Source organism: Nonomuraea spiralis, from assembly GCF_014648435.1.
GTDB classification, from domain to species: Bacteria; Actinomycetota; Actinomycetes; order Streptosporangiales; family Streptosporangiaceae; genus Nonomuraea; species Nonomuraea spiralis.
On sequence record NZ_BMRC01000001.1, the window covers coordinates 753,777 to 776,490 of the forward strand.

The 22,714-nt window shown below is 72.4% G+C and carries 27 protein-coding genes; 9 read left to right on the top strand and 18 right to left on the bottom strand.

Features of this window, described 5'->3' with window-relative positions; all coding sequences use genetic code 11:
• Nucleotides 1-18 precede the first annotated feature (18 nt).
• The 6 genes from IEZ27_RS03535 to IEZ27_RS03560 all read right to left on the bottom strand — a co-directional run bounded on the left by IEZ27_RS03535 (nucleotide 19) and on the right by IEZ27_RS03560 (nucleotide 4,097).
• On the bottom strand, nucleotides 19-1,035 hold the full coding sequence (locus IEZ27_RS03535) for a bile acid:sodium symporter (protein ID WP_189645961.1): 1,017 nt from the start codon (nucleotides 1,033-1,035) through the stop codon (nucleotides 19-21).
• A 158-nt stretch (nucleotides 1,036-1,193) separates the two neighbouring features.
• Complete coding sequence (locus IEZ27_RS03540; RefSeq protein WP_229823170.1) at nucleotides 1,194-1,652, bottom strand: MerR family DNA-binding protein; 459 nt, start codon at nucleotides 1,650-1,652, stop codon at nucleotides 1,194-1,196.
• A gap of 125 nt (nucleotides 1,653-1,777) precedes the next feature.
• Complete coding sequence (locus IEZ27_RS55435) at nucleotides 1,778-2,080, bottom strand: DUF3703 domain-containing protein (RefSeq protein WP_189645836.1); 303 nt, start codon at nucleotides 2,078-2,080, stop codon at nucleotides 1,778-1,780.
• The gene (locus tag IEZ27_RS03550; RefSeq protein ID WP_189645837.1) at nucleotides 1,965-2,681 is read right to left on the bottom strand and encodes a cation transporter; all 717 of its coding nucleotides are present in this window, start codon (nucleotides 2,679-2,681) and stop codon (nucleotides 1,965-1,967) included. The genes IEZ27_RS55435 and IEZ27_RS03550 overlap by 116 nt, the downstream gene beginning before the upstream one ends.
• Entirely contained in the window at nucleotides 2,678-3,067 is a 390-nt protein-coding gene (locus IEZ27_RS03555) for an ArsR/SmtB family transcription factor (protein WP_189645838.1), read from the bottom strand. The genes IEZ27_RS03550 and IEZ27_RS03555 overlap by 4 nt, the downstream gene beginning before the upstream one ends.
• A 142-nt stretch (nucleotides 3,068-3,209) precedes the next feature.
• Nucleotides 3,210-4,097, bottom strand: coding sequence for a lipase family protein (locus IEZ27_RS03560; protein ID WP_189645839.1), 888 nt, complete (start codon nucleotides 4,095-4,097; stop codon nucleotides 3,210-3,212).
• A 228-nt stretch (nucleotides 4,098-4,325) separates the two neighbouring features.
• Between IEZ27_RS03560 and IEZ27_RS03565 the strand changes: the two genes are divergently transcribed.
• Both IEZ27_RS03565 and IEZ27_RS03570 read left to right on the top strand, forming a co-directional pair.
• Nucleotides 4,326-4,625: a DUF4193 domain-containing protein gene (locus IEZ27_RS03565; RefSeq protein ID WP_189645963.1), complete on the top strand. Its 300-nt coding sequence runs from the start codon at nucleotides 4,326-4,328 to the stop codon at nucleotides 4,623-4,625.
• 254 nt (nucleotides 4,626-4,879) lie between these two features.
• Nucleotides 4,880-5,272 (top strand): hypothetical protein, encoded by a 393-nt coding sequence (locus IEZ27_RS03570; protein WP_189645840.1) that lies wholly within the window; start codon nucleotides 4,880-4,882, stop codon nucleotides 5,270-5,272.
• A gap of 29 nt (nucleotides 5,273-5,301) precedes the next feature.
• On the opposite strand, the gene IEZ27_RS03575 is transcribed toward IEZ27_RS03570, so the two are convergent.
• Together IEZ27_RS03575 and IEZ27_RS03580 are read right to left on the bottom strand one after the other, a co-directional pair.
• Nucleotides 5,302-6,267, bottom strand: coding sequence for an alpha/beta hydrolase (locus IEZ27_RS03575; protein ID WP_189645841.1), 966 nt, complete (start codon nucleotides 6,265-6,267; stop codon nucleotides 5,302-5,304).
• An 83-nt stretch (nucleotides 6,268-6,350) separates the two neighbouring features.
• Entirely contained in the window at nucleotides 6,351-7,463 is a 1,113-nt protein-coding gene (locus tag IEZ27_RS03580) for a serine hydrolase domain-containing protein (RefSeq protein WP_229823172.1), read from the bottom strand.
• Between the two features lie 224 nt (nucleotides 7,464-7,687).
• Here IEZ27_RS03580 and IEZ27_RS03585 point away from each other — a divergent pair, with 224 nt between their 5' ends.
• Nucleotides 7,688-9,295: a PucR family transcriptional regulator gene (locus IEZ27_RS03585; protein ID WP_189645842.1), complete on the top strand. Its 1,608-nt coding sequence runs from the start codon at nucleotides 7,688-7,690 to the stop codon at nucleotides 9,293-9,295.
• An 18-nt stretch (nucleotides 9,296-9,313) separates the two neighbouring features.
• Here IEZ27_RS03585 and IEZ27_RS55250 read toward each other — a convergent pair whose 3' ends face one another.
• Nucleotides 9,314-10,933: an alcohol dehydrogenase catalytic domain-containing protein gene (locus tag IEZ27_RS55250; protein ID WP_189645843.1), complete on the bottom strand. Its 1,620-nt coding sequence runs from the start codon at nucleotides 10,931-10,933 to the stop codon at nucleotides 9,314-9,316.
• 90 nt (nucleotides 10,934-11,023) lie between these two features.
• Between IEZ27_RS55250 and IEZ27_RS03595 the strand changes: the two genes are divergently transcribed.
• Entirely contained in the window at nucleotides 11,024-11,953 is a 930-nt protein-coding gene (locus tag IEZ27_RS03595) for an AraC family transcriptional regulator (RefSeq protein ID WP_189645844.1), read from the top strand.
• Between the two features lie 56 nt (nucleotides 11,954-12,009).
• Complete coding sequence (locus tag IEZ27_RS03600) at nucleotides 12,010-12,582, top strand: cysteine hydrolase family protein (protein ID WP_189645845.1); 573 nt, start codon at nucleotides 12,010-12,012, stop codon at nucleotides 12,580-12,582.
• A gap of 106 nt (nucleotides 12,583-12,688) precedes the next feature.
• Here IEZ27_RS03600 and IEZ27_RS03605 read toward each other — a convergent pair whose 3' ends face one another.
• Complete coding sequence (locus tag IEZ27_RS03605; protein ID WP_125648382.1) at nucleotides 12,689-13,009, bottom strand: DMT family transporter; 321 nt, start codon at nucleotides 13,007-13,009, stop codon at nucleotides 12,689-12,691.
• Nucleotides 13,010-13,047: 38 nt separating this feature from the next.
• Nucleotides 13,048-13,377 (bottom strand): DMT family transporter, encoded by a 330-nt coding sequence (locus IEZ27_RS03610; protein ID WP_125648385.1) that lies wholly within the window; start codon nucleotides 13,375-13,377, stop codon nucleotides 13,048-13,050.
• Nucleotides 13,378-13,505: 128 nt separating this feature from the next.
• Between IEZ27_RS03610 and IEZ27_RS03615 the strand changes: the two genes are divergently transcribed.
• Complete coding sequence (locus IEZ27_RS03615; RefSeq protein ID WP_189645846.1) at nucleotides 13,506-13,964, top strand: MarR family winged helix-turn-helix transcriptional regulator; 459 nt, start codon at nucleotides 13,506-13,508, stop codon at nucleotides 13,962-13,964.
• Between the two features lie 24 nt (nucleotides 13,965-13,988).
• Here IEZ27_RS03615 and IEZ27_RS03620 read toward each other — a convergent pair whose 3' ends face one another.
• From IEZ27_RS03620 to IEZ27_RS03630, 3 genes are all read right to left on the bottom strand, one after another.
• The gene (locus IEZ27_RS03620) at nucleotides 13,989-14,828 is read right to left on the bottom strand and encodes an alpha/beta fold hydrolase (RefSeq protein WP_189645847.1); all 840 of its coding nucleotides are present in this window, start codon (nucleotides 14,826-14,828) and stop codon (nucleotides 13,989-13,991) included.
• 135 nt (nucleotides 14,829-14,963) lie between these two features.
• Nucleotides 14,964-15,986 (bottom strand): HEAT repeat domain-containing protein, encoded by a 1,023-nt coding sequence (locus IEZ27_RS03625; RefSeq protein ID WP_189645848.1) that lies wholly within the window; start codon nucleotides 15,984-15,986, stop codon nucleotides 14,964-14,966.
• A gap of 6 nt (nucleotides 15,987-15,992) precedes the next feature.
• On the bottom strand, nucleotides 15,993-16,655 hold the full coding sequence (locus IEZ27_RS03630; protein WP_189645849.1) for a HEAT repeat domain-containing protein: 663 nt from the start codon (nucleotides 16,653-16,655) through the stop codon (nucleotides 15,993-15,995).
• 111 nt (nucleotides 16,656-16,766) lie between these two features.
• On the opposite strand from IEZ27_RS03630, the gene IEZ27_RS03635 reads away from it, so the two are divergent.
• Nucleotides 16,767-17,672: an NADP-dependent oxidoreductase gene (locus IEZ27_RS03635; protein WP_189645850.1), complete on the top strand. Its 906-nt coding sequence runs from the start codon at nucleotides 16,767-16,769 to the stop codon at nucleotides 17,670-17,672.
• A gap of 23 nt (nucleotides 17,673-17,695) precedes the next feature.
• Here the strand turns inward: IEZ27_RS03635 and IEZ27_RS03640 are convergent, their stop codons facing one another.
• Nucleotides 17,696-18,538, bottom strand: a complete 843-nt coding sequence (locus IEZ27_RS03640) for a LysR family transcriptional regulator (protein ID WP_189645851.1) — start codon at nucleotides 18,536-18,538, stop codon at nucleotides 17,696-17,698.
• A 72-nt stretch (nucleotides 18,539-18,610) separates the two neighbouring features.
• On the opposite strand from IEZ27_RS03640, the gene IEZ27_RS03645 reads away from it, so the two are divergent.
• Nucleotides 18,611-19,837, top strand: coding sequence for an MFS transporter (locus IEZ27_RS03645; RefSeq protein WP_229823174.1), 1,227 nt, complete (start codon nucleotides 18,611-18,613; stop codon nucleotides 19,835-19,837).
• A 36-nt stretch (nucleotides 19,838-19,873) separates the two neighbouring features.
• Nucleotides 19,874-20,296 carry a hypothetical protein gene (locus IEZ27_RS03650; RefSeq protein WP_125648408.1) on the top strand — a complete coding sequence of 141 codons (423 nt, stop codon included), beginning with the start codon at nucleotides 19,874-19,876 and terminating at the stop codon, nucleotides 20,294-20,296.
• 68 nt (nucleotides 20,297-20,364) lie between these two features.
• On the opposite strand, the gene IEZ27_RS03655 is transcribed toward IEZ27_RS03650, so the two are convergent.
• The 3 genes from IEZ27_RS03655 to IEZ27_RS03665 all read right to left on the bottom strand — a co-directional run bounded on the left by IEZ27_RS03655 (nucleotide 20,365) and on the right by IEZ27_RS03665 (nucleotide 22,647).
• Nucleotides 20,365-22,005 (bottom strand): SulP family inorganic anion transporter, encoded by a 1,641-nt coding sequence (locus tag IEZ27_RS03655; protein WP_229823212.1) that lies wholly within the window; start codon nucleotides 22,003-22,005, stop codon nucleotides 20,365-20,367.
• A gap of 103 nt (nucleotides 22,006-22,108) precedes the next feature.
• Nucleotides 22,109-22,450, bottom strand: a complete 342-nt coding sequence (locus IEZ27_RS03660; protein WP_189645853.1) for an ArsR/SmtB family transcription factor — start codon at nucleotides 22,448-22,450, stop codon at nucleotides 22,109-22,111.
• On the bottom strand, nucleotides 22,450-22,647 hold the full coding sequence (locus tag IEZ27_RS03665) for a hypothetical protein (protein ID WP_125648414.1): 198 nt from the start codon (nucleotides 22,645-22,647) through the stop codon (nucleotides 22,450-22,452). The genes IEZ27_RS03660 and IEZ27_RS03665 overlap by 1 nt, the downstream gene beginning before the upstream one ends.
• Nucleotides 22,648-22,714 lie beyond the last annotated feature (67 nt).

Sequence of the window (22,714 nt, forward strand, 5' to 3'; positions counted from 1 at the left end):
GCGTCTCCTCCCCGTCCGTCATGGCGCCACCCTGCCGCTACGGTGGCCCGCCGACGTGGACGCGTCCGCCGGGAGCGGTTCGGGCACGAGCCTCGGGACGAGGCGGACGAGGACCACCATCGCCACCAGTTCCACCAGCGTCTGGGTGACCACGGCCAGCGGGGCGATGCCGAGCGCCGGCGGCAACGCCAGGGCGAGGGGCAGGACGACCAGGGAGTTGCGGGTGGCGGAGGAGAACATGACCGCCCGCGTGGCTGGGACGTCCAGGCGTACCGTACGGCCGGCGACCAGGCCCACGGCCACGGCGAGGACGACGAAGAGCGCGTAGAGCGGGACCAGTCGCGCCAGCGTCACGACCTGAGCGCCGACGGCGGCGATCTGGGAGCCGATGACGACGGCGAGCGTGGCCATCATCAGCGGCACCATCGCCCCGGCCATGACCTCCTCCACCACCCGCCCGGCCCGGCGACGGCGCGCGAGCGCCTGCACGAGCGCCGCGGCGGCCAGCGGCGCGACGATGAGCACGAGGAACGCCTCCGCGAACGGTGCGACCTCCACCACGGCCAGCACGTCGGACCCCGCGAAGGCCAGCAGGTAGACGGGCAGCAGGAGCATCTGCGCCAGCATCAGCAGCGGCGCGGCCGCCAGCAGCCGGGCGCGCGCCCCACCGGCGAGCCCGGTGAAGACGATCACGTAGTCGATGCACGGGGTCAGGAGCACCAGCAGCAGCCCGAGCAGCAGCCCTCGGTCGTCGGCGACGAACCGGGACAGGCCGTAGACGATCACGGGGACGACCACGAAGTTCGCCACCAGCACCGTGACCAGGAAGCGCACGTCACGAAAGGCCCGCCCGACCTCGGCCATCGGCACGGCGAGGAACGTGGCGAACAGCAGCAGCGCCAGCACCGGGTTGATCGCGCCCTCCAGCGCCGGGGCGATGCGCGGGGCGGCGAGCCCGGCCGGCGCGCCGGTGGCGATCGCGGCCAGGTAGAGGGGGATCTGGTGCTCATCCCACCATTCGACCGCTCGCGACATGCTCACCGTGCTCCTCTCGTGCTCCGGCCGCCACAACGACCGGGGGACGGTCGGAGTCACGGCCCCGGAACCACGTCCGTCACCAGGCTAAACGTTCGAATCACCCGAAAGCGTGCTCACGGACACCGTGCCCCGTCGCGCGGCCGCCCACGGCACACTCAGTCCGCCTTCGGCGTGCGGCCCCCGGCCAGGTCGGCGAACGGCAGCGGGCAGTCGGGGCAGGTGCAGCCGGTCAGGCTGTCGCAGCCCGCCGCCACCACCGCGGTCAGCGCGGCGCGGATGGTGCTCAGGTCCGCGATCTTGGCCTCCACCTCGGCGATCTTCGCCTGGGCGCGGGCACGCAGGTCGGGGGTGGGGTGGCCGTGCCGTCCGGTGTCAAGCAGTTCGGCCACTTCCTCCAGGGTGAACCCGAGCCGCTGCGCGGCCTTGATCACGGTCAGCAGCATGACCGTCTCGGGCGGGTAGGCGCGGTGGTCCCCGGGGCTGCGCAGCGGCTCGGCGATCAGGCCGCGCCGCTCGTAGTAGCGCAGTGTCTGCAGGTTGACCCGGGCGCGCTCGGCCACCTGCCCGCTGCGCAGGTACGTCCGGCCGTCGGCCTGGTGCAGGTCCTGTTTCACGTACACGCTCCCGTGGTGCCCGCAGGGGCCCGTCCCAGGTCACAAGCGATGTCCTGCTTCATGCCTCGACGGTAAACCTGTACCCGGGTACCGGATGCAAGCCCCCGCACCGTCTTTCCTTGTGGTCAGGCGGTCCGGAGCAGCGCGGCCAGGTCGGCGGGCACGGGCATGGGCCGGGTCAGGCCGACGGTGGCGCGGCCGGTGTTGCCCTCCGGGTAGCGGCCCAGCGCGCCTCGGGGGCGGCGGCCGTGCGGGCGGCGCGCATCTCGGCGCGGTAGGCGGCGCGGACGCGCGCCGGCATGGGCCGGGTGATCATCGGGGGTCCTCCTCGGACGGTACGCAGCAGCCGTCGGAACATCCCCCGGCGGCGGTGGACGACGTGACGGCGGCGTCGGCCGGGACGGCCGGGACGGCGCAGCAGGCGTCACCGCGCCAGGCTTCGCGGCCTTCCTTGACCGCGACGGCGGCGATGACCAGGGCGGCGATCGGGTCGGCCCAGGACCAGCCGAACAGGCTGTTGAGCGCCAGGCCCACCAGCAGCACGCCGGACAGGTAGGTGCACAGCAGGGTCTGCTTGGAGTCGGCGACCGCGGAGGCGGAGCCGAGCTCACGACCGGCGCGGCGCTGGGCGTACGACAGGAACGGCATGATCATCAGCGAGAGCGCGGCCAGGATCAGTCCGGGCGTGGAGTGCTCGGCCTCGCCGGAGCCGAGCAGCGCGCGTACGGCGTCGAAGGTGACATAGGCGGCCAGCGCGAAGAACGAGACCGCGATGACGCGCAGCGTGGTCTTCTCCCGGCGTTCGTGGTCGGCGGCGGAGAACTGCCAGGCCACCGCGGTGGCGGAGGCGACCTCCACCACGGAGTCGAGGCCGAACCCGATCAGCGCGGCGGAGGAGGCCAGCGAGCCGGCGGTGACGGCCACCACCGCCTCGATCACGTTGTACGTGATGGTCGCGGCCACCAGCAGCCGGATCCTGCGTCGCAGGACCGTCCGCCGGGCCGGGACGGTCAGGTCCGGCGTGGTCACGACACCGCCTCCCCCGCCCCGGCCTGCCGGCTGCCGTGGGCCGGGCACAGCGTCACGGCGTGGCCGGTGGCGGCCAGCAACTGCTCGGCCGAGGCCAGCAGGTCCATCAGCTCGGGCCGGGTCAGGGAGTAGAAGGACTGGCGCCCTTCGGCGCGGTAGTCGATCAGGCCGCAGTCGCGCAGGCAGGCCAGATGCTTGGACACCGTGGACTGGGCCAGTCCGAGCTGGGTGGTCAGGTCCACCACGCGGGCCTCGCCGCGCGCCAGGCGCTGCACGATGCGCAGCCTGGTCTCATCGGCCAGGGAGTGGAAGAGCGCCGCCGCCGGGGAGATGCCCGCGGCGATGTCCGCGCTGACACACCGGCCGCCCTCATGATCGATCGCCATATGACGATGATATCTGATTCACGGAATACTGAACAGCCGTCCTGTGCGCCCGCCGGAAGCAGGCCGCAACCTTGGAGCCGGACGGCGTGGTCGGGCAGGCGCCGCGGACTCGGCGGCACCTGCCTGCGTCAAGGGCTCGGCCCTACTCCGGCAGCAGGCCGTTCAGCGAACCTCGGCCGGACTTCGCCTTCCTGCCCGCGCCGGAAGTCGCACCCTCCTGAGCGCTGTCGAACCTGGCCAGGTACGCGTTGATGAAGTGATCGCGGATGCCGTCGGTGCCGGGCGCCAGCGGGTCGGCGGTGGCGCCGCCGAGCCGGTCGATCAGCCCCATCGCGGCGGGCATCTTCTCGTGCAGCCTGCCCTGGGTGTCGAAGTAGCGCTCCTCGGCCACATGGTGGAACAGCGGGACGGGCGGGAGCTGGGCGACGACGTCGTTGTTGTTGACGAAGCGGAAGGTACGTCCACGGAACGCCTGGTCGTAGGCGGCGGCGAGTTTGGGGCAGCAGGTGCGGGGCTGGCCGTAGGTGTAGACGCCGTCGGCCAGCAGCGAAGGGTCCTCGAAGTGGGTACGGGCGGCGGCCAGCATGGCCAGCGCTCCCCCGAGGCTGTGCCCGGTGAACCAGAGCGACTGGCCGGCGGTGTGCCAGTCCTCCAGGGTCTCCAGCAGGGCGGGGTGCACGACGTCCAACGCCCGGTAGAAGCCCGCGTGGATGTTGCCCTCGGCGGCGGCGTACGGGGTGAGCAGGGTGTTGGCGTCCGAGAGCCAGTCGCGCAGTTCCTCGGGCTGGGTGCCGCGGAACGCCACGATGATCATCTGGTCGCTGGCGGCGATGTACGCCTGGGTGTCCTCCAGCGGGAACGGCGCGGCGTGCGGCACCCGGAAACTTCTGACGCGGTCGAAACCCCAGCCGGCGGCGGTGGCCTCGACCTGGTCGGCGTTCTTGTAGGCCAGGGCGGCGGCGTGGGCCAGACACCGGGCCTGGGTCAGGGTGTAGCCGGTGGCGGCATGGTCGAAGGTGATCGTGGTCATGAGTGGTCCCCCGTAGATCTTCCGATCTGTCATCACTGTCCGTACCCATCCCCTAACCAACCGTCCACGTCCTGTCCGCGCGCACCTGAGGCATGAGTCCTCTTTGGCCGCATCCGAGCCGAAGGGGACGTTGTGGATTCGTCCGGGGCGCGGATGGGAATCTCCTCGCGCATTGGGCACGAAGACATGCGGCCCTGCGGAGACACCGAGACGAGGCGGATGAACACCATGGCGACCGACTACGACAGCCCACGCAAGACCGACGACGACTCAGGCGACGAGAGCCTCCAGGAACTTCAGACCCGTCGCGCCGACACCTCGTCCGGCCGCATCGACGTCGACGAGACCGACCTGGCGGAGTCGCTCGAACTGCCGGGCGCCGACCTGTCCGGCGAGGAGCTGTCCGTACAGGTGATCCCGCCTCAGGCGGACGAGTTCACCTGCTCACGCTGCTTCCTGGTGCACCACCGCAGCCAGCGCACCTCCGAGCGGGACGGTCAGCCGGTCTGCCTGGAGTGCGCCGCCTGACCGGCGCCTGACCGGAACGACGCCATGGACGGACCCGCCCCGCCCGAGCGGCCGCTCCCGCTCGGGGCCGGCGCGGTCCACCAGGCGGACCGGATGTTGCGCGACCTCGACGCCCTACACAGACTGTGATGGCTTCGTCACCATAAGCGACAACGCAGCCGTGGAGATCGTCGCGGCTCGGGAAAGGACGAAGAATGGTCATCCGGTCATCCACTCAAAGGCCCAGAAGAGCGTCGATCCTCCTGTCCGTCGTCATGTTCACAGCGGCACTCGCCCAAGGGGCGATCGGCGCGCGTCCCGCCTCGGCCGCGGACTCGACCTGCGGGTCATGGACGTTCAGCAACACCGTCCCCGGGCTCATGGGACGGGCCTGCATCCGGGGCGCGGGCGCGAACTGGAAGCAGGCCGTGACGGAGGTCTACAACGGTTCGGGCGCCATGCAGATCATCTCCCCCGTGACCGCTTACCTCGACCCCCTGAACGACTACAGCGCGGCGTACGACGTCATCATCCGGCAGCAGGAGACGAGGACCGTCACCACGCGGATCATCACCGACGCCAATCCCTTCCAGTTCGACCGCGCCGAGGGCTCGTTCACCGTCGGGCCGACGGAGACCGTGGGGTTCGTCTCGCCCTGGGTCGGCTGATCCGCCCTGCTCCCGCGGCGGCCAGGTCGTCAGGGCCGGGTGAACGCCCGGCGGAGGGCGGCGAGGCGGTTGGCGACGGCACGCCGGGTGATCTCGGCGTACGGGACCAGTTTCTCCGAACCGTGGAAGACGCCGGGATAGACCAGCAACTCGGTGGGCACGCCGGCCCGGGCCAGGCGCAGGGCGTACAGGACGGTCTCGTCGCGGAAGACCTCCAGCTCTCCTACGTCCACCAGGGCCGGGGGCAGGCCGGACAGGTCGGTCGCGCGGGCGGGCGCCGCGTAGCGGGAGACGGCGTCCGTGGCGCGGCGGTCGCCGAGCAGGGCGGTCCACGACTCGGCGATGTAGTCCCGGTCGATCACGAGCACGTCCTCGTACTGGGTCATGGACGGGGTGTCGGCGCGGTCGTCCAGCATGGGCGCGCTCAGGGCCTGGAACACCGGGGCCGGGCCGCCCCGGTCCCTGGACAGCAACGTCACCCCGGCCGCCAGCCCCGCGCCCGCGCTGGCGCCGCCGATCGCGATCCTGCGGGGATCGACGCCGGGTTCGGAGGCGGCCAGCCACAGCAGCCCGGCGTAGCAGTCCTCGACGGGGGCGGGGTCGGGGTGTTCGGGGGCGAGGCGGTAGGCCGGGGAGGCGACCACGCAGCGCAGCTCCCGTACGAACCGGGCGGCGACGCCGTCGTCCTGTTCCGGCAGGCCGAACGTCATCCCGCCGCCGTGGATCCAGTAGACGCACGGCAGCGGCCCGTCCGTGGCCCCGGCGGGCCTGTGGATGCGTAACCGCAGGTCAGGGCCGCCCTCCGGGCCCGGCACCCACATGTCCTTGATCAGGACCGCCGGGTCGGGGACGAGACCGGCCAGCCTCGCCGCGGCCATCCGGTCCCGTTCCCGCGCCAGCTCGGCGTGGGTGTAGCCGCGCGCGCCGGTCTCGGGAAGATCCAGATGGGCGAGTGCGGCGGCGAGCTCGGGGTCGAGGTTCTGGAACATCTTCATGGACGTCTCCTCTCCCCGACTCCGAGCCCGGATCGCGGACGGCGGATACCTTCGTCCGGGAACACCGCCGTTCCCGATCGGGGTCAGCGGAGGTCGCGGATGAGGGCGCCGATGACGGACTCGACCTTGCCGGAGTCGAACTCGTCGGTGTCGATCAGGAGCGTCACGGCCCGCTCGCCGTCGTCGGTGACGGCGTTCCTGAACGTGTGACCGCTGGACATGCTGCCGCTGTGCCCCCAGGTGTCCATGCCCGGGATGTGCTGATAACGCTCGACCCCCAGCCCGTAGCCCTGGCCGGCGTCGTCCGGGATGGTCCGCCTCATCTCGGCGAGCTGGGCCGGGGCCAGCAGTTTCCCGGTCATCAGCGCGGTCCAGAACGCCGTCGCGTCGGCGCCGGTGGAGATCAGCTCGCCCGACGCGTCGGCCTCGGAGGTGTTCCATTCCGTCCGGTCCACCAGCGTCCCTGACCGCTTCACGTAACTCCGCAGGTCCGGCTTGGCGATCGTGGTCCGGTCGCCGGGCCAGTACGTCTCACGCAGCCCGAGGGGTTGGATGATCCGCCGTTCGATCTCGGCGCCGATGCCGCGGCCGGTGACCTTGGTGACGATCAGCCCGGCCAGGTTGTAGTTGGTGTTGGCATAGGCGAAACCCGAGGGGGTCCTGTCGGGCGGGGACAGGGCCAGGGCCTGCTTGACGGTCCGCAGGGGCTCGATGTGGTCCCAGCGGTGTGCCTCCTCGTCGTCCCAGAACGGCGCCTCCAGGTAGTCGGGCAGGCCGCTGGTGTGCTGGAGGACCTGCCGGATCGTGATCTCGCGTCCGTCGTAGCGTCTGGTGCGGACGAGACCCGGCAGGTATCGGTCGACGGTGTCGTCCAGGCTGATCCGGCCTTCGCCGACGAGCTGGAGCACGACCGTGGCGGTCCACGCCTTGGTGTCGCTGCCGATGCGGCTGTGCTCGTCGCCGGTGACCGCGCGGCCCGTCCGCCGGTCGGCGAGTCCGACGCCGCCGTTCCGGATGCCGCAACGCGGGCTCTTCACCGTCACGACGATCCCTGGGGCGCCGACGCCCTTCAGCGCCTCCAGCGCCGTCTGGATGGGCCTGGTGTCACACTGTGCCGTCGCCGCCGCCGCCGCGGGCGCCGTCACCAGGGACGCGGTGACCGCCAGGGCCACGACGCCGCTCGTCCTGGCTCGCATGATGTCTCCTTCCACGATCCTGCCGAATACGGTGTGCCGGAAACCGGGGTCTTCGCGGCGGTTACGCCCGTACGGGCCGCGACGGGTACAGTCGCTGGGGCCGAACGCGGCGCGCCCGCCGGGATGCGCATGCAGACAGCGTCGCGTCCGTGCCGATCGTGTGGCATGCGGTGTCCGTCCAGGGATTCCACGAATGTCTTGTGCGTCTGGCCAAAGAGGTGAGGATGCTCGACACCGGCGTCTCCGATCTCGGCCAGGTCCTCGACGCGCTGGGCCCTTCGCTGCTGCGGCCGTTGACCGTAATGCCGGAAGGGCCGGTTCCGGTCTCGGGCGTGCTCATCTTCGAGCGGCGCGGTCCGCTGTCGCCCGTCAGGGACACGATCCTGCTCGCCGTCGGCGTGGGGACGGCCGAGGCGCAGGCGCGGGAGCTCGTCGGCGCGGCGGCCGAGGCCGGGTACGCCTGCCTGGTGGTGAAGAGCTTCGGCGAGCCGGTCGCCGAGCTGGTGGAAGCCGCGCAGCGGTCCGGGATCGTGTTGCTCGCCGCCGACGAGGCCGTGGCCTGGCACCACCTGGACGCCATGATCTCCTCGGCCCTCGCCTCGACCGTACGGTTCGCGTACGCCACGGGCGTCCCGGCTCTCGGCGACCTGTTCGCCGTGGCCAACGCGATCGCGGCGATGGCGGGCGGCGCCACGGTGATCGAGGACCGGAACCGGCGCATCCTCGCGTACTCGACCCTGCCCGGGCAGGCCATCGACGAGGGCCGCCGCCAGGGCATCCTGGGCCTCCAGGTGCCGGACGGCCCGGACTACGACGCGCAGTACCGCGCGATCGCCCAGGTGGTGCGTACCTGCCGGTTCCCGGCCATTCCGGGTGGCCTGCCCCGTCTCGGCGTCGCGGTCCGCGCGGGAAGCGAGGTGCTGGGCTCGATCTGGGTCGTCGACGCCGGTGACAGCCTGGACTCGGCCGCCGAGCAGGCGCTCTCCGACGTGGCGGACATCGTCTCGCTGCACCTGCTCGCGGCCCGTACGGCGGTGGACGCCGTACGGCGCAGGCGCGCCGACCTGTTACGGCGATTGCTGGCCGACCCGAGCAGCGTCACCGCGGTGGCCCCGCAGCTCGGCCTGGACCCGAACCTGCCCGTGGCGGTGGCCGCGTTCGCCGTCGCCGCGGACGAGGCCGAGGAGGCTCTCGCGGCGCACGCGGCCACCCGGCTCGCCGACCTGGTGAGCCTGCACTGCGAGGCCCATTACGGCAGGCACGGCTGCGCGCTGATCGACGGTACGGTCTACGCCCTGCTCCCCAGCGGCCCGTCGCCGACCGCGCACCGCGAACTGGTCGCCGACATCGCCCGCCGGGCCCACGGCGCGCTGCGCGTGCCGGTCCAGGCCGGGATCGGCTCACTCGTCGAGGGGTTGCGCTCGGTCGCGGGCTCGCGCGCCGACGCCGACCTCGTGCTGCGCGCGCTCGCCGACCGGCCGGGCGGCCCGCGGGCGTGCCAGGTGGCCACGATCGAGGAGGTGTGGGCCGGGGCGACGCTGTCGGCGCTGGCCCAGATCCTGGCCGCCCACGAGGCGCTGCCCCGCGCGCTCGGACCGGCGGTACGCGCCCACGATCTCGAACACGGCACCACGTACGCCTCCACGATCCTCGCCTACCTGGACGCCAACAGCGACATCGCGGCCGCCTCCCAGCGGCTGTCGGTGCATCCGAACACGATCAGGTACCGGCTCGCCCGCGCGGAGGAGATCTTCGGCTTCGACCTGGCGAACCCGGACGAACGCCTGGTGTTGTGGCTGCGCCTGCGGCTCGGCGACCAGCTCGGCTGGTGAACCGGGAGCCCTTACCTGTCAGGTCTCCATCTCCAGGACGACCTTCCCGCGGAGGAGGCCGCGCTCGGCCTCGCGGTGCAGGTCCGCCAGCGATTCCAGCGGACGGACGGCCACCTCGACGGCCACCACGCCGTCGTCGATCAGCGCCACGAGCTCGCGCAACTGGCCCGGATCGTTGCGGGTCACGAACTGTACCGCGCGCGGGTGCGCGATCGGCCGGGTGATCGAGACGAACTCCTCGGCCAGCTCCGCCACCGAGGCGGGCACGTCGGCCACCAGGTTGATCAGCACGTCGTTGCCGCCCGGCAGGGCCTCGGCGGTGTAGTCGACCACCTCGTCGGCGCCCAGCGCCCGTACGGCGGCGGCGCTGCGCGGCCCGGCGGTCGCCACGACGTGCGCGCCCGCGTGCTTGGCCAGCTGCACGGCGAACAGCCCGACGCCACCGCCGGCGCCGTTGATCAGCACCCGGGTGCCGCGCCCGATGCGGGCGTGCTCGAAGACCGCCTGCCAGGCGGTGAGCCCGGCCACCGGGACGGCGGCCGCGGCCGTCAGCGGGATCCGCCGGGGCGCCCTGACCAGCATGTCCGCCTTCGCGACCGCGTATCCGGCCGCCGCCCCTTCGATGTGCCCGATCACCCGGTCGCCGGGGACCAGGTCGCCGGCCCCGGTGAGCACGGTGCCCGCGACGTCCCAGCCGAGCGTGTACGGCAGCGTGACGTCGAGCACGTCCCGCAGCAGGCCCATCCGCAGGCCGACCTCCGACGGGTTGAACGACGTGGCGGCCACCTTCACGAGCACCTCGCCCGGCCCGGGTCTCGGCACCGGCACCTCCTCCAGCGAGATCACCGAGGCGTCGCCGTACTCGTGCACGCGGGCGGCCCGCATGGGGCCCAGGAAGTCCGCGGCGTGCTCGCTCGCCCACGTCCCGAACGTGCTCGCGGGCACGCCGGTGACCTCCTCCACGGTCGTGGTGGCCGGGCCCGGCTCGGCGAGGCCGCGGAGCATCCCGTCCACGGCCGGCGCGGGCCAGCCCAGCGCGAGCAGGCGTGGCCGGGTCTCCTCCGGAGGCTCCTCCTCCCAGCGCACCGGCCGGGCGATCGCCTCGCCGATCGCCCGCGCCTGCTCCCGCCGGGTCAGCGGCCGGGGCCCGGTCAGCGTGTGGACCGCGCCGTGGTGGCCCTCGCCGAGCAGCGCGCGCACCGCGACGGCCGCCACGTCCCGCTCGTGGACGGGAGAGGAGGCCACCTCGCCGTACGGCTCCCGCACGACGCCCGTGCGCACCTGGTCGGCCCACCGCAACGTGTTGGCCGCGAACGCGTGCGGGCGCAGCACCGTCCACTCGCGGGCGGTGGCGGCGACCAGCCGTTCGATCTCGACCTCGTACGGGCGGGCGGCGGCCGAGGACAGGTAGACCACCCGCCGCGCGCCGATCAGCTCCACCACCTCGCGGGCGCCCTCGGCCGAGGCGAACGGCCACAGCAGGAACACCGCCTCGACTCCGTCGAGAGCCGCCTTCAGCGCGACCGGATCGGTCAACTGCCTCGTCACCGCGCGGACGTCGGCGCCCGCCCGCTCAAGTTGCTTCACCAGCGGGCGGCCGATCGTGCCGGTCGCCCCGCTGACCAGGATTCGTGTCATGCCGTCCACCGTAGGAGCATCGTACGAGGCGTCCAATACGCTGTCATCTGCGATCTATACGTCATCGTCTTCCGGGCTAGACTCCCGCACATGGACGTGTTGAGCGACGTGGTCGCCTCCATGCGCATGGGCGTGCCGCGGTCGGCGCGGGTCGAGTGGCCGGTTCCCTGGGGGCAGCGGTTCCCTTCCGCGCCGGGCTCGGCGGGGTTCCAGGTGGTGTTGCGGGGGTCGTGCTGGGCGATCCCGCCGGAGGGTGAGCCCGTACCGGTGGGGGCGGGCGACGTGCTGTTCTTCCCCCATGGACACGGCTACGCGCTGGCCGACTCGCCCGCCACGCCGGTCGCGGAGTCCGACTGCGACCCGTACGCGCCGGCCGAGTTGTTCTCCTCGGCCTCCGCGCCGGGCGACGGTCCCGTCACCGTGACGCTCTGCGGCGGCTACCGGCTCGACTCCAGCCGGGTGCATCCGCTGCTCAAAGGCCTGCCCGAGATGATCCACCTGCCCGCCGGGCTGGGGCGCGACACCGAGTTGCGCGCCGCCGTCGAGCTGCTCGGCAAGGAGGTCGAGCGCCGCCGGCCGGGCGCGGACCTGGTGGTGCCGGCGCTGCTGGACACGCTGTTGTTGTACATCCTGCGTGCCTGGTTCGACGTGTCGGCGGAGCACTGCGAGGGCACCGGCTGGGCCGCCGCGCTGGCCGACCCCGCTGTCAGTGTCGCGCTCGACGTCATCCACCGCGATCCGGCCCAACCGTGGACGGTCGAGTCGCTCGGCCGGCGCGCCGGTCTGTCCCGCGCGGCGTTCTCCCGCCGGTTCACGCAGTTCGTCGGGCAGCCGCCGCTGACGTACCTGACCTGGTGGCGGTTGAGCACGGCCGCGCGCATGTTGCGCGACTCCGACGCCGCGCTGAGCATGATCGCCGGCTCGGTCGGCTACGGCTCGGAGTTCGCCTTCGCCAACGCCTTCAAACGCGCGTACGGCGTGGCCCCCGGCAAATACCGTCGCCTCGACCTGAGTTGCTGATATCTCAACTGGCTCCTACTGTTGTCCCAGTTGTCCGCTCAGCCAAGGAGATCTCGGTGCCTCCCAGAACCACGACCACCGCACTCGTCATCGGCGACATCCAGCGCGGCATCACGAGCGGCTACGCGTTCGCCAGGCAGGTCGTGCCACCGCTCACCGAACTGCTCCCGCGTGCCCGCGCCGCCGGCGTCCTCGTGGTGTTCGTGCACTTCGCCTTCCGCGACAACGGCGCCGACGTGCCGCCGGACAGCGCGCTGTTGAAGGGCTTCTTCGAGGCGGGAGACACCTTCCACGAGAGCTCGCCCGCGACCGAGGTCGACCTGCCGGTCGCCGCCGAGGACGTCGTCGTGCTGAAGCGCCGCGCCAGCGCGTTCGCCGGTACGGACCTCGACCTCGTCCTGCGTGCGCACGGTGTCGGCACCGTGGCGGTCGCGGGCGTGGCGACCAGCGCGATGGTGGCCGCGACGTGCTACGACGCGGCGGACCGCGGCTACCAGGTGACCGTGCTGCGTGACGGTTGCGCCGACGCAGATCAGGCGATGCACGACTTCTTCATGGACGCCGTCTTCCCGAGCCGGGGCTTCGACGTGGTGTCCTGCGCCGACAGCCGGCTCGGCGAGGCGAACTGACCTCTCTCCCAGGGCCGCGCCGCGGATCATCAGGCGGAGCCGGCCGCGCGCCTCCAGAAGCTCGGCGCGCGGCCCGTCGAGGTGGGACCCGACCACGGCATCGGGGTCAGACCCCTGCGGCGATCTTGAGGAGCAGCACGCCGCCGATGATCGCCGCGAACGAGGCGAGCTTGGCAAGGGTGATCTTCTCCTTGTAGATGAGGGCGCCGAGGACGACCGTGCCGATCGACCCGATGCCGGTCCAGATCGTGTAGCCGACGCCGACGTCGAGGGTCTTGAGCGCCAGGCTGAGGGTGAAGATGCCGCCGGCGGCCATGAGCAGGGTGAAGACGGAGGGCCACAACCGGGTGAACCCCTGGGTGGCGTTGGTGCCGAGCGCGAAGCCGATCTCGAAGACGATCGCGACGGAGAGATAGATCCAGGCCATGATGACGATTCCTTGGTGAGAGCCGAGGGGTGGGCGGGTCAGGCGGTGGCGGAACGGTCGGACAGCTTGAGTCCGAGGACACCGCCGATGATCAGGACGAAGGCCAGCGCCTTCCAGAGGGTGAGCTCCTCACCGAAGATCGCGGCGCCGAGCAGTACGGTGCCGACCGAGCCGATGCCCGTCCAGACGGTGTAGCCGACGCCGACGTCGAGGGTCTTCAGCGCCAGGCTCAGGAAGAAGATCCCGCCGGCCGCCGCCCCGGCGGTCAGCAGGGACGGCCCCAACTGCGTGAAGCCCTCGGTGGCGTTGGTGGCCAGCGCGAAGACGACTTCGAAGACGGCCGCGACGAGCAGATATATCCAGGCCATGTGAGGCTCCTCTATTTGCATGTATATGCAAGTGTTTTGGCGACAGAGAGAAGCTTGCATGTACATGTATGCTCTTGTCAATCCCGCGTCCGCGAGACCGGGTCTTCAATGGAAGGAGAGGGGTTCCCATGTCTTCGACGGCTTCCGTCCCGTCCCCGGCGCCCTCGGCGCTCTCCGGCTCGTGGAACGACGTCCTGCTGCTGCACGCCCGCGTTGAGAACGCCCTCGCCACCGCCCTCCAGCGGCGGCACGGCATCGGCCTGTCGGAGTACCGGGCGCTCGGCCACCTGGCCGCCTCCCCCGCCGGCGAGCTGCGCATGCAGGAACTGGCCGACAAGATCGGGCTCAATCAGAGCTCCGTGACCCGGCTGGTGAGCCGGTTGAACGCGGCGGGCTACACGTACCGGGATCTGTGCCCCGACGACAAGCGCGGCGTCTACACCGTCGTCACCGAGCCGGGCCGGGCGCGCCACGCCGAGGCGTACGTCACCTACGAGGCGACGCTCAGGAGCGCGCTGGAGGAGGCCGGTCAGGCCGCCCCCCGGCTCGCCGCCGCTCTTTCGGCACTGGGCCTGATCGACGGCTGAGCCGGGGGCGAGGCCCGGTCCCCGTCAGGACCGCAGGAACTCGGCGATCGGCCCGGCCTGCCCGAAGATGGCGTGACCGACCTCGGGCAGCAGCGTCACGGTCGCACGCGGGACACACTCGCGTACGCGCCGCGCGGTCTGGCGGGAGTCGAACATGGCGTCCCGGCCGCCGACGACGACGAGCACCGGCATGGACAGGCCGCGCAACGCCTGGTCGGGGAAGACCGGCAACTTCTCCCTGCGCGGGTTGAAGTGCGTGAACGTCAGGACGACGTCGTCGAGCGCCTGCCGGTCCCGTTCCCCGTCCAGTCCCGCGACGGCCATCGCCGACTCGCGCAGCCCGTCGCGCCGGAACGGGCGGGCCAGCAGGGACTTGAAGATCCAGCCCACCTTCTGGCGTCCCACGCCGCCGGGGCACATCAGGGCCAGGCGGGTCACCCGCTCCGGACGGCGGACGGCGTGATCGAGGGCCGCCCAGCCGCCCAGGGACGTGCCGACGAACGCCGCGCCGGGGATCCCGAGCCCGTCCAGCACGTCGTCCAGCCAGAGCGACACCGCGCCGGAGCCCAGGGCGGGACGCGAGGGCGCGCTCAGCCCCGGCTCGCCGACGAGGTCGACGGCGTACGTGCGGAAGTGCTCGGACCAGGTGGGGACGTCTCCTCGCCACATCGACGCGTTCGCGCCCGAGCCGTGCAGCAGCACCAGGGGCGGGGCGTCCCGGGGGCCGGAGACCAGGACGAAGGTCTCGCCCTCGCGCGTCGGCACCCGTACGTGCTCGGCGGGCACCGGCCAGGCGTCCAGCACCCGCCGGTAGTGGTCGAGGAGCTCGCGCCCACCGGCCTCGGACTTGTAGATCATGGTCATGACATCTGCACCGCCAGCCGCGCGTCGAGCGCGTCGAGATCCGGAACGAACCACGGGACGACCGTCCGGGCCGTCACCTGGACGCCAGTGAAACGTTTGTCACCGTGTCAAGGTCAAGCGGGTCAGGGGACGGTGTCAGCGTTCGTCGCGCAGGCCGAGGACGTAGGTCGCGGTGAGGGCGACGGCACGGTCGTCGTCGTGGGCCAGGTCCGCGAGGGCTCGGGAGGCGGTCGGGCCCGGAATGTCCGCGAGCGCCTGGGCCAGCCGCCGGCGGGCGGCCGGTCCGGCGGCGCCGGGGGCACCGAGGGCACCGGGGGCCAGGCGGCCGACGAGCCCGGCGGCGATCCGGTCCGCCGACCCGGCCTGGCTCGCCAGCGCGCTCAGGGCGTCGGCCGCGTCGACGTCGTTCGTCCCCTCGACGACCATGTCGATGAGCGTGGGGACCGCGTCGGTCACGCCACGTGCCCCGAGCGCCAGCGCGGCGTACCTGCGGACCACGACGTCGGGGCCGGCGAGGGCGTCCCGCAGCAGCGCGGTGGCCTCGCCGTCCGGGATCTCGGCGATGGACTGGACGGCACGTTTGCGCACGTCGGCCGCCGGTGAGCCGAGGCCGCGCGCCAGCAACGCCAGGCCGTCGTCGCCCGAGCGCGCCAGAGCCCATCGAAGGGCTCCGGCGACGTGCGGGTCCGTCTCGCTCAGCGCGGCCTCGACCAGCGCTTCCACCGGAACGGAGACGTCCCCGGCCGAGGACAGGGCCGCGCGCTGGCGCCTGCCGGCGCTCTTGGCCCCCAGCGCCTGGAGGAGCGCGACGACCTGGAGGACGTCCTCCCATCCGGCGGGTTCGGCGGCGTCGATGCGGCGCAGCCGGGTGAGCAGCTCGGTCTCGGCCGCGATGCGTTCCCGCGTCTGACGGATGAGGTCGTCAACCAGCTCCGAGGGCGTGAAGTCGGGGTCGTCGAGCGCGCGCTTGACCTCGCGCAGCGACAACCCCAGCGACCGCAGGCTCTCGATGTGGAAGATCCGCCGGATGTCGTCGCCGGAGTACTCGCGGTAGCCGGCGTGGCTGCGGCCCGTCGGGCGTACCAGGCCGAGGGAGTCGTAGTGGCGGAGCATGCGGGCGCTGACCCCGGACCGCCGGGCGACGTCACCGATCAACACTGCTCATCACTCCTCCTTGCCGGTGCCGCCGAGGGCCACGACGCGCTTCGCCTCCTCGATCGCGAACTCGAATCCGGCGTCCGGGTCGCGCGACAGCCGTTCCGTGGCGATCGCGTGGCCGCGGACGCGAGGGTCGGCAGCCGTCATGGCGTCGTCCAGGATCGGTGTGATCACCTTACCGAGCGCGACCAGCGCGCGGCTGAGGCTCAGCTGTGTCTCGCGTTCGCCGCGCCCGAGCTGCGTCGCCAGCACCGCGGCCAGCTCGGGCTCCGCGCCCTCGGGCACCAGTACGACCGCCGCCCGCCAGGCGCTGCGCGCGACCTCGTCGTCGGCGTCGGTCAGCAGCGCCCGGGTGATCGCGGGCCACGCCTGACGGTCCCCGATCTTGGACAGTGTGTGCAACGCCTGGCTCCGCGCCTGCGCGTGCTCGGAACGCAGTTCGCCGACGAGCCTCGGGACCGTCAGCGGGGCCGGGTGGCGGGTGAGCGCCCAGGTCAGCGTCTCGCGTACCTGGAAGTCGGGCTCGATCGCGCTGCGCTCGACGAGTTTGTCCACGAACCGCGGGTCCGGGGTCGTGCCGACGGCCATCGCCGCCCGCAGCCGTACCGACGAGCTGCCGTCCTCCAGCGCCTGGAACGCGCCAACCGTGTCCTGATTCTGCCTGGTCATCGGGACCACCTCCTTGGCGACAGTGAAGACCTTGTCACCGTGTCAAGGTCAAGCGAGGTGGTACGCGTTCCCCTATTGTTGGATGCCGATCGAACTCTAAGGGAGTTGAACATGCGTACTGTGCGGATCGACGCGTTCGGTGATCCCGGCGTACTCGCGGTTGCCGAGGCGCCGGCGCCGCGCGCCCTGGACGGCGAGGTGCTGGTACGGGTCGTCGCCTCGGCCGTGAACCCCGTTGACGACAAGACCCGTGAAGGAGCCATCGGAGAGGGCACGCCGCCCCTGCCGATGACCTTGGGATGGGAGCTGGCGGGCATCGTCGTGGACAGCCCGGCCGGTGGGCTGTCCGTGGGCGAACGGGTCTACGGGATGTCCCACCAGCTCGCCACCGGGCGGGGAACCTGGGCCGACCTCGTGGCCATGCCGGTCGGCTCGCTCGCCGTCGCGCCTTCGACGATCAGCCTGCTGGAGGCCGCGACGCTGCCGTTGCCCGGGTTGACCGCCTTGCAGACGCTCGACTGGCTGGGCGTCCGCGCGGGTGAACGGCTGCTGGTGGCGGGCGCGGCCGGCGCGGTCGGGGGGCTGGCCGTACAGCTGGCCCGTGCGCGCGGCGCCCGGGTGGACGCGCTGGTCTCCGGGCCGGCCCAGGTCGAGGTGGTCAGGGAGCTGGGGGCCGAGCTGGTCACGACGGACCCCGCCACGTTGCCGGCGGCCGCGTATGACGCCGTCTTCGACACCTTCGGCGCCTTCGTCACCGAGGCGGTCGCCGACGGAGGCCGCTACGCCTCCATCGCCACCCAGGCCGGGCCGGTGCCGGACCTGTCACACCGGGCGATCCGTACGACGGTCAACCAGGTGCGCGAGGACGGTCCGGGGCTCGCCGAGCTGGCCAAGGCGGTGGACGCGGGCCAGGTGAAGGCACGGATCGAAGCCCAGTACGCCCTTCAGGACGTACGGGCGGCGCACGAGCGTTTCCGCCGCGCCCGGTTGACCGGCAAGATCGCCCTCGCCTTCTGAGGACGTACGTCCGGGCGCAGCGGTCAGATCGTCCGGCGTAGCACGGTCTCCACGGCGTCGATCAGCGGATCGCCCGCGGTTCGCGGGTGCCGGGCGAGGCCGAGCTCGACGTCCGGCAGGGTGGGCAGGGCGTCGGTGTCGTGGCAGGCCATGACCGGGTCGAGGTTCTCCGGCATGAGCGCCGCGACGCCGAGCCCGGCCCGTACCGCGGCGAGCACGCCGACCAGGCTGTTGCTCTCGAACGCCACCCGCCGGCGCCGGCCGGCCCGCTCCAGCGTCTCCAGCACCGACGTACGCCAGGAGCACGCGCCGGTGAACAGCACCACCGGCAGCGGGTCGGCGGCCGGGTCCACCCCCTGGCCGACCGCCCAGACCAGCGGCCGGCGTACGGTCCAGCGCGGCGCCCCGGGGATGTGCGGCACCTCGTCGAGCACGATCTGCACGCGGCCCGCGTCGTAGGCCTCCCGGATCGCGACGTCGGAGAGGCTGAGCACCTCCAGCGTCACGTCCGGGTGCAGCCGGGCGAGGTCGGCGAGCGCCTGCGGGAGCTGCGACGCGACGAGGTCCTCCAGCAGCCCGACGCCGCAGTGGCCGGTGAGGGCACGCCCGGTCGCGGTGAGCGCCTGCGCCGACAGCGAGAGGATGCGCTCGGCGTACGGCAGGAGCTCCTCACCCGCCCGCGTCAGCGAGACGCCGGACGGCGACCGGTGGAGCAGCGGCCGGCCGACGGTGCTTTCGAGTTTGCGCAACTGCTGGCTGAGCGCGGGCTGGGTGTGTCCCAGCGTGGCCGCGGCGCGGCTGATGCTGCCCGCCCGGACGGCGGTGACGAACGACCGCAACAACGCGGTCTCGAGATCCCTGGCCATAAGCAGCCATTATGTCTCCTCCAACGAATTAACCACTTCCTATGGCTTGAGCGGTGTTCTAACGTCGCGCAGGTGACTGGATACCGACAGGTGCTCGCCGTACCGGGGATGGCGTCGCTGCTGGGCGTCTCGCTGCTCGCCCGTGTGGCGATCAGCGCCGACGTGATGGCGCTGACGATGTACGTCGTGCTCGGCCTGCAGATGAACTACGCGGCGGCGGGCGGTGTCGCGGCGGCCCTGACCGCCGGGACGGCGCTGGGCGGGCCGCTGCTCGGCCGCGTGATCGACGCGCGGGGCCTGCGTACCGTGCTGCTGGCGACGGTCGCGGTGCAGATCGTGTTCTGGCTGAGCGTGCCGGTCATGCCGTACGGGGTCCTGCTGGGCGCCGCCTTCGTGGCGGGTCTGCTGATGGTGCCGGCCGCGTCGGTGACCAGGCAGGCGATCGCCGCGATGACGACGGAGGGGCAGCGCCGGGCCGCGTTCGCGCTGGAGTCGGTGCAGGGCGAGCTGTCGTACATGGTGGGGCCGGCGGTGGTGATCCTGTTCGCGGCGAAGATGTCGCCGGAGGTGGTGGCGTGGGGCGTGGGCGCCGCGATCACGCTCGGTGGTGTCGGCATCGCCTGGCTCAAACCGCCGCTGCGTGCCGCGAACGAGGTTGAGTCCGGCGCGGCCGTACGTCCCTCGCGCCGGGAGTGGCTGGGCGCCCGCATGATCGCCGTACTGACGATGTTGTTCGGCACGACGATGCTGCTCAGCGGCGTCGACCTCGCCATCGTCGCCACGCTCGAAGAGGCGGGTCAGGTGTCGTGGGCCGCCCTGGTCATGACCGTGTTCGGCGCGGCCTCCGTCGCCGGCGGTCTGGTCTACGGCGCGCTCCCCCGGTCGCTGCCCACGTGGCTGCTGCTCGGCCTGCTCGCGCTCGTGACGGTTCCGGCCGGGTTCGCCCACGACTGGCCCTGGTTGTGCGTGGCCGTCGTCGGCGTCGGGCTGCTCACCGCGCCGACCCTCTCCACGGTGGCCGACGCGGTGAGCCGGTTGGCGCCGGCCGGCGTACGGGGTGAGGCGGCGGGGTTGCAGTCCTCGGCGGCCAGCGCGGGGTTCGCGCTCGGGTCGCCGGTCATCGGGGTGGCGATCGACGCCTCCATGCCGGGGGGCGGCTTCGCGGCGGCCGGGCTGGCCGGCCTCGCCGCGGCGCTGGTCGGCTCCCTGCTGTCCCGCTCGGTCTCGCCGCGACGGACGGGCACTCCATCCGAAAGAGATCTTGAACCATTCGAACATATGGTAAACAAAGGGAGTTAGAGTCCGTCCGAAATGCCAGCAGATTGAAGGATGCACGTGCTCAGGAAGACCTTCACGACCGCCGCGCTCACTCTCGTCGCCGCCACCTCGCTCGTGGCGATCCCGGCGGCAGCGAACGCGGAAGTCTACTGCGGCGCCGGATACAACGTCGTTCACCAGAGCGACATGCACAACTACACCAAGAGCTGGGGGACGGTGTACCTGGCCTACAACAGCAGCACCGGCAAGAACTGCGTCACGGTCGTCAAGAGCAACTACGTCGGCACCGCCACCTGGACCAACGTCACCCTCACGGTCCAGGGCGGCAGCAGCTACGGCGTGAGCGAGACCGTGAAGTACTACGGCGGCCCGGTCTACGCCAGCGCCAGGGGCGCCTGCGTGAAGTACTCGGCCATCATCGAGGCCCCCAGCGGCGCCCGCGCCATCGGCGGCCGCTCCACGTGGGGCAACTGCGGCTGACCCGAACGGCCGCCGAGCGGCTCCACGGTGACGAGCCGCCCCTGCCGCCCGCTCGTCACCGTGGAGGATCAGGGTTCGTCGCGGGCGCCGACGGGGGCGGCGGGCAGGATGCCGGTGCGGCGCAGGTGGTCGCGGGCGGCCGCGATGGCCTCAGGGGTGGTGGCGAAGACACGACCGGCCGCGTCGAGGCGGGCGATGACACCCAGGGCGTTCAGCGGCTGATGGTGGCCGTCGCGGATGCCGGAGACGTACACGGTGATGCCGCGCCGCTCCAGACGGGTGATGGCGTCGCCCAGGACCAGCGCGCCGCTGGCGTCGATGGTGGTGACCCGCGACAGGCGCAGGATCACCACGGAGACGTCGGCGACCTCGGACAGCTCCAGCAGGAAACGGTGGGCGGCGGCGAAGAACAGCGGCCCGTCCAGCCGGTAGGCGACGATGTGCTCGGCCAGCAGCGCGCGTTCCTCGGTGTCGTGGTCGGCGGGCAGGTCCGCGTGCAGCGGCACGGCGTCCAGCCGCACGTTGCGCGCGATGGCGCGCAGCGCCAGCGCACCGGCCACGACCAGGCCGATGATGACGGCGGCGACCAGGTCCAGGGCGAGGGTGGCGACCGCGGTCAGCGCCAGGACGAGCGCGTCGGCGCGGGTGGAGCGCAACATGGCCCGCACCGAGCCGACCTCGACCATCCGTACGGCGGTGGCCAGCAGCACCCCGGCCAGCGCGGCCAGGGGGATGCGGGCCACCAGACCGGCGGCGCTGAACACGATCACGCCGAGGACCGCGGCGTGGGCGAGCGCGGCCAGCCGGGACGCCGCGCCCGACCGCACGTTGACCGCGGTACGGGCGATCGCCCCGGTGGCCGGGACACCGCCGAACAGCGGCGCGACCAGGTTGGCCAGGCCCTGGCCGAACAGCTCCCGGTCCGGATCGTGTTTGTGGTTGACGCTCATGCCGTCGGCGACGGCGGCCGACAGCAGCGACTCCAGCGCGGCCAGCGCGGCGACGGCGACGGCCGGGGCGATCAGCGAGCCCAGCGCGCCCAGGTCCAGGAAGGCCAGGGAGGGAGCGCCCAGCCCGGTGGGCAGGGCGTCGATCCGGGTGAGCGGCAGGTCGGCCAGCTCGGCGACGAGGGTGGCGGCGGCCACGGCCAGCAGCGAGAACGGCACGCCGGGCCGCCGGCGGGCCCCGGCCAGCATCACCGCGGCCACGGCGCCGGCCACCACCGGCGCGGCCCAGCCGGGGTGGGCGGCGAAAGCGAGCACGGCCTTCCCCGCCACGACCAGCACCTTGTCCCCCTCCGGGGTGGGCACGCCGAGCGCGGCCGGGATCTGCTGCAAACCGATCACACACGCGATGCCCAGGGTGAACCCCTCCACCACCGGGGCCGGGACCAGTGCCATGTAGCGGCCCGCCCGCGCGAACGCCAGGCCGAGCAGCAGCAGCCCGGCCAGCACGCCGACGGTGAGCACGCCGGAGGCGCCGTGGGCGTGCATGATCGGCACCAGCACCACGGTCATCGCCCCGGTCGGCCCCGACACCTGGAGGGCCGAGCCGCCGAAGACGGCCGCCAGGGCGCCGGCCACCACCGCGGTGGCCAGCCCGGCCTGGGCGCCCAGCCCCGAGGAGATGCCGAACCCGAGCGCCAGCGGCAGCGCCACGATCGCGACCGTCAACCCGGCCAGCAGGTCCCGGCGCGGATGGCGGCCCATCGCCGCCAGATCGGCGCGCGCGGGCAGGACCGAGCGCAGGCGGTCCCAGCCCGCCCCGAGCACGGAGTTCACCGGCCGCCGACCCCCGCTCCACGTACGGCGTTCACCGGTCGCTTGCCTCTGCTTCGAGTAGTTCGTTGAGGAGGGCGTGGCGGCCTGAGAGCTTGGCGCCGAGGAGCTGGCGGGCCGCGCGCAGCAGTTCGGCGACGTCCCCGCCGGACAGCGCGTAGACCACGGTCGAGCCCTCGCGGCGCGCGGTGACGAGCTCCGAGCGCCGCAACACGGCCAGGTGCTGCGACAACCCGGTCGGCTCCACCTCGATCTCGTTCAGCAGCTCCCGCACCGGCTTCGGCCCGTCCTGCAGCAGCTCCAGCACCCGGATCCGCACCGGATGGCCCAGCAGCCGGAACAGCTCCGCCTTGGCCTCGTACAGCGGTACCGACATCACGCGCCCTCTTCCGGGGTGTCCGGACGGCCGGTCTCGATGTCCACTCCGTGGGCGTGGGCCAGTCGCCGCAGGTCCTCCCATTCGCCCTCGGCCAGCAGGGTCGCGTAGTGGTCGTCGTCACGGCGGGCGGCCTGCAACGCCTGCCAGGCGGCGTACGCCCGATCCCGGATCGTGGCAGCGAAAGCGGTGCTCACGCGGTACCCCCTTCGTGGTCGCCTTAGCAATTACGAATATTCGCAATTACGATACCGCAGAGCCACA

Bases quoted from the DNA above. Each gene is read 5' to 3' on its own strand.
- IEZ27_RS03605 (WP_125648382.1), bottom strand. From the start codon at position 13,009: ATGGCCTGGATCTATCTCTCCGTCGCGATCGTCTTCGAGATCGGCTTC.
- IEZ27_RS03565 (WP_189645963.1), top strand. From the start codon at position 4,326: ATGGCGACCGACTACGACAGCCCACGCAAGACCGACGACGACTCAGGC.
- IEZ27_RS03635 (WP_189645850.1), top strand. From the start codon at position 16,767: ATGCGTACTGTGCGGATCGACGCGTTCGGTGATCCCGGCGTACTCGCG.
- IEZ27_RS03595 (WP_189645844.1), top strand. From the start codon at position 11,024: ATGGACGTGTTGAGCGACGTGGTCGCCTCCATGCGCATGGGCGTGCCG.
- IEZ27_RS03660 (WP_189645853.1), bottom strand. From the start codon at position 22,450: ATGTCGGTACCGCTGTACGAGGCCAAGGCGGAGCTGTTCCGGCTGCTG.
- IEZ27_RS03640 (WP_189645851.1), bottom strand. From the start codon at position 18,538: ATGGCCAGGGATCTCGAGACCGCGTTGTTGCGGTCGTTCGTCACCGCC.
- IEZ27_RS55250 (WP_189645843.1), bottom strand. From the start codon at position 10,933: ATGACACGAATCCTGGTCAGCGGGGCGACCGGCACGATCGGCCGCCCG.
- IEZ27_RS03535 (WP_189645961.1), bottom strand. From the start codon at position 1,035: ATGTCGCGAGCGGTCGAATGGTGGGATGAGCACCAGATCCCCCTCTAC.
- IEZ27_RS03615 (WP_189645846.1), top strand. From the start codon at position 13,506: ATGTCTTCGACGGCTTCCGTCCCGTCCCCGGCGCCCTCGGCGCTCTCC.
- IEZ27_RS03585 (WP_189645842.1), top strand. From the start codon at position 7,688: ATGCTCGACACCGGCGTCTCCGATCTCGGCCAGGTCCTCGACGCGCTG.
- IEZ27_RS03555 (WP_189645838.1), bottom strand. From the start codon at position 3,067: ATGGCGATCGATCATGAGGGCGGCCGGTGTGTCAGCGCGGACATCGCC.
- IEZ27_RS03620 (WP_189645847.1), bottom strand. From the start codon at position 14,828: ATGACCATGATCTACAAGTCCGAGGCCGGTGGGCGCGAGCTCCTCGAC.
- IEZ27_RS03575 (WP_189645841.1), bottom strand. From the start codon at position 6,267: ATGAAGATGTTCCAGAACCTCGACCCCGAGCTCGCCGCCGCACTCGCC.
- IEZ27_RS03630 (WP_189645849.1), bottom strand. From the start codon at position 16,655: ATGACCAGGCAGAATCAGGACACGGTTGGCGCGTTCCAGGCGCTGGAG.
- IEZ27_RS03560 (WP_189645839.1), bottom strand. From the start codon at position 4,097: ATGACCACGATCACCTTCGACCATGCCGCCACCGGCTACACCCTGACC.
- IEZ27_RS03610 (WP_125648385.1), bottom strand. From the start codon at position 13,377: ATGGCCTGGATATATCTGCTCGTCGCGGCCGTCTTCGAAGTCGTCTTC.
- IEZ27_RS03580 (WP_229823172.1), bottom strand. From the start codon at position 7,463: ATGCGAGCCAGGACGAGCGGCGTCGTGGCCCTGGCGGTCACCGCGTCC.
- IEZ27_RS03655 (WP_229823212.1), bottom strand. From the start codon at position 22,005: ATGGGCCGCCATCCGCGCCGGGACCTGCTGGCCGGGTTGACGGTCGCG.
- IEZ27_RS03570 (WP_189645840.1), top strand. From the start codon at position 4,880: ATGTTCACAGCGGCACTCGCCCAAGGGGCGATCGGCGCGCGTCCCGCC.